Genomic DNA, 8,964 nt, shown 5'->3' with positions numbered 1-8,964 from the left:
CAATTTTAAAACCTTGCCGAAAAGCTCGATAGGTTGTTTCAATTTGAAAATTGTAACCAACCGAGGCTAGCCGATCAAGATTAATAGCCTCCAAAACTTTTCGCCGGTAACACTTAAACCCACCGGTTATATCATGAAAAGACAAGCCTAAAATAAAACGCGCGTACCAATTACCATAGCGACTTATAATGCGTCGCAACCAACTCCAATTTCTAGTGCCACCCCCCAAAACGTATCTTGAGCCTAAAACTAAATCATATTTTTTAGCCGCTTCAATTAGCTTGGGTAAATATTTTGGATCATGCGACCAATCGGCGTCCATAGTGCAAATCAAATCATAACTATTCGCCAAGGCGTACTTAAATCCAGCTACATAAGCCGGGCCAAGTCCTTGTTTTTGAGGCCTAAGTAAAAGGTTGATTTGATGATGATTTTGTTTATAATGGTTTACTGCGTCAAAAGTTTTGTCCGGCGAATTATCGTCAACCACCAAAATGTCTAAATTAACATCCAGCGCCAAAATACTATCCAGCAATCTGATAATGTTTTTAGCTTCATTGTAAGTTGGGATAACAACAAGGCTTTTCATTAAACTACTTCAACTTAAAAACTTTAAACACTACTTCCCCTTTATAATTCTTGATCTCCGTAGCCGGTACTGTGGCTGCGGATTCTATATTTTGAGCTAGGGTATCGGCGGCAGTAAAGTTATTTTGATTTGTCGGCAATCCATCTGGCACAGCGTAAACAAACCACAAGCTCTTGGCTCGAGTAGCATTAAAAAAATCCTCCACGCTAATTCGCTGACCTTGGGTCAGTTGGCTAAGGCTAGTAAAATCTAATATCGGCACATCATAATAAACCATATAACGGGTAAAGTACCACGTCCTGGCAAACCAATTTGCGCGCTCATCAATTAATATAATGTCTCGCGAGGTACTATCAACGCCCAGTAAATCTTCTAATGTGGTCGGACGGCTAGGTGATGCCAAGGGTTCATAAATTTGGTGCCGCAAATACTCATCAAGATCATAAAATCCTGTATCAAAAAATCGATCAGTGGCGTAATGCGTGCCAAGCTGACCGGCTGGATTTTTAACCAAATTGGTATTTATCGCGTAGGCAAATTCAAGAGTCAGACTGGATAACAAAAAAGCCACCAAAACTACCGCCGCTAACATTGAACGACGAACTATTCGCCAAACCTGATTAGCAATGACGGCTAAACTGATTGTAAAAAACGGTAGCACTATTGGTAAAAATCGGGGGCTAGCTTGATTAAAGAAAAACATAACTATTAAAAACAATAAATTCAGCGCCAAGAAACGTTTAAAAAATGAAACCTTACGGTCAGTGGCTTGCCAAATTATTACTACCGCCGATGCAACAAAGGCCAGCAACAGCGGCAAAGACATCATCCCGCTTAAGGTGTTCCCAAAAGCATACAAGTTACCCAAAATGTCAAAGCCCGAACCTCGGCTAGATAAAACGGCATAATCGTCTGGGCTCATGCCCACAATTGAAGATAATGCCGCGTCAAAGTGGCCGCGAGTTTTAAATACCATCACATTATAAACAATTACCGGCGAAAGAACAGCTATAATAATTCCAGCCGCTAGTAGCATCCTCTTTTTTATAAACAACGCCGGCTTGTAAAGCAATATAAAAACAAAAACAGCCGGCAGTAAAAAAAGCGCGGTATACTTACTCATCAACGCAAACCCAGTCGCCGCGGCCCAGCCATACAGATAGCCCCTTTGTTTGGTTTGCCAATAAACCAAAAACCAATAAATGCTTAAAATGATAAAAAATAGCTCCACGGACTCTAGGTAGCCGGTACGGGCAGTCCAAACCGCGTATGAACTTAAACTAAAAAAGCCGGCCCCCATTAAAGCCTCCGTTTTATTGCGAAACCGCAAAAGTATCAAATGAATAATTATTGTGGCGCCTAGTCCGGCGAGCAATGAAGGTAGTAAAACGGCTAAACTGCTTTGTCCGAACAGGCGCATAGACAGATGCATGAGGGCAAACACAAGCGGCGGTTGGTCGTGAAAAGATAAATTGCCCCACCAAGGAATTTGTCCAAACCAAATTATGGGTGAGCTTTGGCCACCACCCAAATAATCAACCCAGCCCAAAGCTCGAAAGGCATATAAAGCCGCATCGCTTGCGACCGCCGTAGTTGAAATGCCCCAAAATCTCAAAACTAAAGCCATTAAAAAAATAAAGATAAAGATTTTATGTTCAGACCAAATTTTTTTAAGCATAAGCGACTATGGCTGTTTAAAAATTTTTCTTACCCGCCACAACTGTTGGACGTATTCTATCACTAAGTTTACCACATTTACTTTGCTGGCTTGATTTTGATCATCAACCCAAGTAATCGGAAGCTGTTTAATTTTCAAATTATGGTGTTCGGCCCGCAACATAAGTTCTGAGTCAAAAAACCAATCCCGGCTTGAAACTTGAGGCACAATCTTATCTAAAACTTTTTGATTAATAGCTTTAAAGCCACAAGGTAAATCATCTATGTGAGTTTGCAATAACAACTTTGCTAACTTGTTGTAACCAAACGAAAATATTTTACGCGTACTGCCACGTTTAACTTTTGACGAACGGTGATGCCGGTTGCCAATTGCCAGGTCATAATTTTCTTTGTCAATAGCATTAATTAATTTTGGCAAAGCCTTCAAGTCGGTAGCTAAATCAGCATCCATAAAACAATAAACATTGTTGTCTGAAAATTTACTAGCGGAATGTTGCCACGCATCTTTTATCGCCCCGCCCTTGCCCTGCGTCGGAATGAACAGGTATTCCACCGGCTTTAAGTTAAAAGCTAATTTTTGACCTATGGCCTGAGTTCTGTCTTGGGAATTGTTATCCGCGATAACAATAAACCAATTTGTTAAATTTTGTTTACAAAAATTATTTAGCTTTATGATATTTGCTTCTAAAATTTCTTCCTCGTTAAACGCCGGTATGACAATAATAATCATAGCCTATAAAACTTGATAAACAGCACTTTCTTGATTTTGAAATACCCGTTTAAAATGAAAATTGTTTTCTATATTTTGTTGCATGGCTTGATGGCCTAAACGATCGATAAACACGTAATCAGCGTTAAAACTTTGACTAATTATATCATACAAACGCTCGGTTGCCCCGCCGGTTGTAACTTGTTGCCAATCCCAATATTTATCCGGATTGGTTTGAAACAAAAACGTTGGGTCAAGGCCAACCAAGTAATAATTATGGTGATTGTGATAAAAAAGAATCGGAAACTCATCCCAGTCGCTATGAAATACAATTGTTTGGGGTTTTGAGTTATGCTCTAACCAGGCTGACGCTTCCTTAAACTTATCAAAGTTAAAAGAATGGTGATATTGCGTGGAAATAGTATAAACATCGCGCGTAATTATATAGGGCACGCTCATGGCCAAAAAAACTACTGCCAACATTGAGGCTAGTTTGTATTTGCCAAAAAATTCAGCCAGTAGTTCAAATTCGCCGGCAAAACGTTTTTCTTTAATCGCTTGAGAAATGACCCACCCCGCCCAAAAAATTGCAAAGGGTACAAAATATTCAACATTGCGCCTTGATTTTAATGTCAGAATATAAAACACTATCATAACCACAAACAAAAACCATTTAATATCTTTGGCTTGGCGAACCGTAGGGAAAAAAACCAGCGCCACAATCATAGTTGAAAAAACTAAGCTAATATTACTTAACAAATTAAGCGGCTTGTAGCCGTACCACTCGCCGCCGACGCCGATAGTCGATTTATAATTAATGACTGCGATTTCCCAAATTTGGGTTAAATAAAAATTAACATTTTGGGGAAAGTAAGGGTTAATTATCAAGCCAGCAGCTAAGCCTAAAAAAGTTAGGCCCAAAGCTTTAATGGCTCGCTGTAATGATTGACTGTCGCGATTAACAAATACCATCACCGCCGAATAAATTAAACTTAGCAATAAAAGTATCGGCCAACCGCCATAGAGCCAAACATAAATCCAACTTAGCGCCAAAAGCCAAGGCCATTTTTGTTTTAGTAACAAATATAAATAAATAAATAAGAAAATGAAGGCTAAATTTTGAGCTTTAGCTAAGTTAATCCTAAACACAAACGAATTTGCGGCCAGCAACAAAAGCGTAAACCAAAAAGCGCCAATAACATTAAAGCGTTGAAGCAACCAATAAAAAACTACTATGACTAAACTAGCGAACAGTATGGAAGCTATTTTCATGCCGACTAGAGGCGGAAAAAATTTAACGAAAGGAATCAATGCGACATGATACAGTAAATGATGGTCGGTAAATTGACCGGCTAAGCTAGTCGCCGAAAGCCACGGCAAGCTATTTAAAGGCCCAAGTTCTGATGTCAAAAGAGAAATTTTGACGTGATAAAAAGAATCAGGATCGGCAAAATGAGGCGAGGCTTGGAAAAATGATGATAAAATCAAAGCTACTAAAAACACCGCTAGGTAAGATAGAGGGTGCCGGTTAAACAGTTCAAACTCTAAAAAAAATTTTTTGACTTTTGGATACATCAACTTAAACTAAAAAGGTCTTTGCCAAGCATGGGCACAAAGACCTTTTGTTTTGGTTTTAAAAATTAATTAACTCGGCCAAAATCATCTTCAAGGCGCTCAATGTCTGCTTCGTCAAATTGTCCAAAGGCAATTTCTAAAATTTTAACGTCTGCGTCTTTGCCAAAAAATCTATGCTTTGCCCCGGCCGGGATAAAAATTTCTTCTCCGGCGCGGGCTTCAAAGTCTTCCTCGCCAACTGTCGCCACCCCTCCGTCATTTAATGGCACCCAAAGTTCGGATCGGTTTTTGTGAGTTTGTAAGCTAAAACGCTTGCCTTTTGCTACCTCTAAAATTTTAACGGTTGTTGGCTCATTTAAAGTAAATTGAGAAAACCCGCCCCAAGGTTTATTGGTGTGCGATGTTTGACCTTGGCGTTTAACTTCTGGCATACAAAAAACAGCCCTTTTGCGACAGGCTGCTTAGTTAAAAAAATAATTAAGCAATGTGGCAGCGCTTAAATTGGTATTTGTTTTTAGCATAGACTCATCTTAGACTATTTATTTGAATAAATCAAGGGTTTAAAAGTAATTATTTATCTTGAAAATTAAGGGTAAATATGCTATAGTATCAATTGTTTTAAATAAATTTTTGGCATGTCCGGTCATTCTAAGTGGGCAAAAATTCATCGTCAAAAAGGTGCGGCTGACGCAAAGCGAGGCGCCCTTTTTACGCGTTTAGGCAACGCGATTACGGTTGCCGCCAAAGAGGGCGGAGGCGATCCGGACATGAACTTTAAGCTGAAATTAGCGATTGATAAAGCTAAGGGCGGAAATATGCCAAAGGACAATATTGAACGCGCCATCGCGCGCGGCACCGGCGATAGCGGCGGAGAAGCTTTAGAAGAGGCTTTATACGAAGGTTTTGGCCCGGGTGGATCTGGCATTCTAATACAAGTCGTAACCGACAATAAAAACCGCACCGTGGCTGACATTAAGCATATTTTAAGTAAGCACGGCGGCAACCTAGCGACTAGCAATGCGGTGGCTTGGCAATTTGAAAAGGTAGGTGAAATTGAACTCAAGCAGCTTAGCGACGAACTTGAATTGGAACTAATTGATCAAGGCATCAAAGATTTAGTTCACCACGATGAGGGCGTCACAATTTACACTCAACCGAATGATTTAAAAAAAATTCAAAACTTTTTAGCTGAAAAAAATATTGGCGTTGAAGAAGCTGAAATTGTTATGCGGCCAAAGGACTCAAAAAAAATTGAGGACAATAAAGAAGCAAATCAGCTAGAAAAATTATTCGCCGCCCTTGACGACAACCCGGATGTCAATAATGTTTTTACGAACGTGGAGCTTTAACGCATGCCCACGGGAACAAAAATCATTTTAGGCGTTGATCCGGGGTTGGCTAATACCGGTTACGGCGTAATTAGTGTCACTGGCAATAAATTAAATCATTTAGAGCATGGCGTAATAATAACCAAAAATTCCGACTCCTTAGCCAAAAGACTTTATCAAATTGCAAGCGGCGTTGAAAAAATTATTATTACCCATAAGCCCAAGTTACTGGCAATTGAAGAAATATTTTTTGCCAAAAATGCCAAAACGGCCATGCTCGTCGGACAAGCCAAAGGCGCAATATTATTAACTGCCGAACGGCACCAGCTAAAAACAGTTGAGCTTACTCCGCTTCAAATTAAAATGGCTTTAATTGGTTACGGCAAGGCCGACAAAAATCAAATCCAACAAATGATCAAAACGCTATTAAAACTAAAGCAAGTGCCAAGCCCGGACCATGCGGCTGACGCTTTGGCTTGTGCGGTGTGCGGTATTCATAAAACTAAGACATATGACTCAAAAAATTAAAGACCTGATTGCCAAAAGCCGGGAGATTTTACTTGACTCGTCTTTATCCAACGGCGCTATCATTGCCGCCAACTCTGATATGGAATACTATCCGCGCCAAGCCAAAGACTACCACTATGTCTGGCCTCGAGACGCCGCTTATATTTGTGTTGCCGCCAAACTGGCTGGCATTACTAACATTCAAGAACCGTTTTTCAAGTGGCTTGAATATCGGCCCCAAGATTTTAAAAAGCGGGGAAAATTATACGCCAACTACTCAACTAACGGTAGAATTAGGGTGCGACAATATCAACCGGATCAAGCCGGCTCAATGCTTTGGGCCATTTATGATTTTTACTCTGAGCATTTAAGTGAGGCCGCCAAACAAGAAAATTTAATTCGCCGATTAGCGGATGGCATTTCTGACAGCTGGAAAAGAACTTACTTTTTTGATAACACCGTTGACCTGTGGGAAGAAGGGCATAGGCAAACATCAACCAAAATGGAAAACAATCACACTTATAGCCTGGCCGCCTGCGCCCGGGGATTACTTTGCGCTGACATGATGCTAAAAGGTGATCGCTGGAAAGAGACTGCCCACCAAATGATTGAACGAATTAATGATGCTTATAACGAAAAACATAAATACTTTTTACGAACCCACGGTAAAATTGACGATTTAAACGTTGACGCCTCAATGCTTGGCATCGCTTATCCTTTTAATATTATTCCGGCCAATGACCCGCGCATGCTAAATACCGCCAGTGCCATTGAAAATAATATAGTGGTTAATGGCGGCGTGCATCGCTACCAGTTTGATTACTACGACGGCGAAGGCTCGGCTCAAGAAGGTGGCGGGGCGTGGCCGCTGTTAAATTTTTGGTTAGCCACTTACTATCAATTAGCCGGACAGCCAAAAAAGGCTGAACAATATTTCAATTGGGTAATTAACCGGCTCGACAACGACCTGTTAATTCCAGAACAGATTTTTGAAGATTTTCGCAAAGGCATTAAGCCGCTCGCCTGGTCTCACGCTATGTTTATTATTGCCGCCGCCAATTTAGGTTATTTAAAATCTGATGGCCAAAAATAAACTTTCAATTGTTCACATTACTTCCGAAGTTTCTCCATTTTCGCAAACCGGCGGTTTGGGGGATGTGGCCAGGTCGTTGCCCAAAGCAATTAAACGGCTTGGGCATGAGGTCATGGTCATTACGCCTTTATACGAACAAATTATTGACGCCAAAAAACAAAAATTGAAATTGTTGTTTGAGGAGGTGGCGATTACTTTGTCTGAAGGCATAGAGACAAAAGTTAACTTTTGGGTAGGCGAACTTATGCCCGGGCTGAAAGTTTACTTCGTCGCCAACAAGCAATACTTTGGGAGGAAAAAAGAATTGTATGGTTCTAAGCACGAAAACGCCCGCTTTATGCTGTTTGATTTGGCGGCGCTTAAGCTGTTGCGGCTGTTGCAAAAAGAGATAGACATTATTCATTGCCATGATTGGCCCACCGGGTTAGTGCCTTACTTTTTAAAAAAGCGATACCAAAAAGATCCGATCTTAAAAAACGCGGCTACTATTTACACTATTCACAATATGACCTTTCAGCTCGGTCAGCCGTGGTGGTTGATACCGCGGCGCTACCGCGATGATGGGTACGGCCGCATGCCGCCGTTTAAACATGGGCCAAAACTTGAGCGCGTTAATTTCGCCAAACGCGCAATTATTAACACTGACATGATTAACACCGTATCCGAACAATACGCCAAAGAAATTTTAACTAAAGATTTTGGGCAAGACTTACATATTATTTTGAAAAATAGAAAAGATCGTTTGTTTGGCATTGTTAATGGCATTGATTACAAAGATTATAACCCCAAAACCGACCCTGGGCTTTACCGCAACTATGACGCCAAAAGTTTAGACAAAAAATATCTCAACAAAACTTACCTGCAAAAATACTTTAAGCTACCACAAAATAAAGATGTGCCATTGGTCGGCATGGTTACTCGGGTGGCTGAGCAAAAAGGTTTTGATTTGCTATTTAAAATTATTGACACGGTGCTAAAAATGGATGTGCAAATTTTTATTATGGGCACGGGCGATAAAAAATATGAGGCCACGCTAAAATCACTAATGAAAAAATACCCAAATAAATTTAGCGCCAATTTAGAGTTTGACGCCAAGCGCGCGACTTTAGCCTATGCCGGATCCGACATGTTTTTGATGCCGTCACGTTTTGAACCATGCGGACTCGGCCAACTTATTTCGTTGCGTTACGGTTCGGTGCCAATTGTCAGAGCCACCGGCGGGCTGGTTGATACCGTGACTGACTTTGACGCCGCTACCGGGCATGGCGATGGCTTTGTATTTATTGATTACAATGCCCAGGGGTTACTAGTTGCCTTAACTCGCGCCTTAGAAACTTATAAACATAAAAAACAGTGGCGTAATTTAGTGCTAAACGGCATGGCCATTTCGTCGTCTTGGCAGGTACCGGCCGAAAAGTACGTCGAACTTTATCGTCGAGCGATTCGATTTAGCCAGCATAACGGCAAATCAAACGGTAAAAAATAA

At 40.8% G+C, this 8,964-nt stretch carries 8 protein-coding genes and 1 pseudogene (1 of these 9 running past the window's edge); 4 read left to right on the top strand and 5 right to left on the bottom strand.

Translation table 11 applies throughout. The features are described 5' to 3' along the window. The 5 genes and pseudogenes from COT81_04355 to COT81_04335 form a co-directional block, all read right to left on the bottom strand. A pseudogene (locus tag COT81_04355) lies at positions 1–589 on the bottom strand (dolichyl-phosphate beta-D-mannosyltransferase) (it extends 68 nt beyond the left edge of the window). 4 nt (positions 590–593) lie between these two features. Beyond that, on the bottom strand, positions 594–2,267 hold the full coding sequence (locus COT81_04350; GenBank protein ID PIS04860.1) for a hypothetical protein: 1,674 nt from the start codon (positions 2,265–2,267) through the stop codon (positions 594–596). Positions 2,268–2,273: 6 nt separating this feature from the next. Continuing rightward, positions 2,274–2,996 carry a hypothetical protein gene (locus tag COT81_04345; protein ID PIS04859.1) on the bottom strand — a complete coding sequence of 241 codons (723 nt, stop codon included), beginning with the start codon at positions 2,994–2,996 and terminating at the stop codon, positions 2,274–2,276. Positions 2,997–2,999: 3 nt separating this feature from the next. Then, the gene (locus COT81_04340) at positions 3,000–4,550 is read right to left on the bottom strand and encodes a hypothetical protein (protein PIS04858.1); all 1,551 of its coding nucleotides are present in this window, start codon (positions 4,548–4,550) and stop codon (positions 3,000–3,002) included. Between the two features lie 65 nt (positions 4,551–4,615). Next, positions 4,616–4,981, bottom strand: a complete 366-nt coding sequence (locus tag COT81_04335; protein PIS04857.1) for a mannose-6-phosphate isomerase — start codon at positions 4,979–4,981, stop codon at positions 4,616–4,618. Between the two features lie 204 nt (positions 4,982–5,185). Between COT81_04335 and COT81_04330 the strand changes: the two genes are divergently transcribed. Genes COT81_04330 through COT81_04315 form a run of 4 tightly spaced genes read left to right on the top strand, consistent with a single transcriptional unit; the run spans position 5,186 to position 8,964 of the window. Next, positions 5,186–5,899: a YebC/PmpR family DNA-binding transcriptional regulator gene (locus COT81_04330; protein PIS04856.1), complete on the top strand. Its 714-nt coding sequence runs from the start codon at positions 5,186–5,188 to the stop codon at positions 5,897–5,899. A gap of 3 nt (positions 5,900–5,902) precedes the next feature. Continuing rightward, complete coding sequence (locus COT81_04325) at positions 5,903–6,406, top strand: crossover junction endodeoxyribonuclease RuvC (protein ID PIS04855.1); 504 nt, start codon at positions 5,903–5,905, stop codon at positions 6,404–6,406. Next, complete coding sequence (locus COT81_04320) at positions 6,336–7,478, top strand: hypothetical protein (protein PIS04854.1); 1,143 nt, start codon at positions 6,336–6,338, stop codon at positions 7,476–7,478. The genes COT81_04325 and COT81_04320 overlap by 71 nt, the downstream gene beginning before the upstream one ends. Continuing rightward, positions 7,465–8,964, top strand: a complete 1,500-nt coding sequence (locus COT81_04315; protein ID PIS04853.1) for a hypothetical protein — start codon at positions 7,465–7,467, stop codon at positions 8,962–8,964. The genes COT81_04320 and COT81_04315 overlap by 14 nt, the downstream gene beginning before the upstream one ends.

It is taken from the genome of Candidatus Buchananbacteria bacterium CG10_big_fil_rev_8_21_14_0_10_42_9 (genome assembly GCA_002773845.1).
In the GTDB taxonomy this organism is placed as follows: Bacteria; Patescibacteriota; Patescibacteriia; order Buchananbacterales; family 21-14-0-10-42-9; genus 21-14-0-10-42-9.
The sequence above is the reverse complement of the archived record's forward strand: the minus strand, read 5'-3'. Positions and strand labels throughout refer to the sequence as shown.

What these genes read in the sequence shown, in the direction of transcription:
- COT81_04325 (PIS04855.1), top strand. Translation starts at nt 5,903, where the DNA reads ATGCCCACGGGAACAAAAATCATTTTAGGCGTTGATCCGGGGTTGGCT.
- COT81_04335 (PIS04857.1), bottom strand. Translation starts at nt 4,981, where the DNA reads ATGCCAGAAGTTAAACGCCAAGGTCAAACATCGCACACCAATAAACCT.
- COT81_04350 (PIS04860.1), bottom strand. Translation starts at nt 2,267, where the DNA reads ATGCTTAAAAAAATTTGGTCTGAACATAAAATCTTTATCTTTATTTTT.
- COT81_04340 (PIS04858.1), bottom strand. Translation starts at nt 4,550, where the DNA reads ATGTATCCAAAAGTCAAAAAATTTTTTTTAGAGTTTGAACTGTTTAAC.
- COT81_04315 (PIS04853.1), top strand. Translation starts at nt 7,465, where the DNA reads ATGGCCAAAAATAAACTTTCAATTGTTCACATTACTTCCGAAGTTTCT.
- COT81_04320 (PIS04854.1), top strand. Translation starts at nt 6,336, where the DNA reads ATGCGGCTGACGCTTTGGCTTGTGCGGTGTGCGGTATTCATAAAACTA.
- COT81_04330 (PIS04856.1), top strand. Translation starts at nt 5,186, where the DNA reads ATGTCCGGTCATTCTAAGTGGGCAAAAATTCATCGTCAAAAAGGTGCG.
- COT81_04345 (PIS04859.1), bottom strand. Translation starts at nt 2,996, where the DNA reads ATGATTATTATTGTCATACCGGCGTTTAACGAGGAAGAAATTTTAGAA.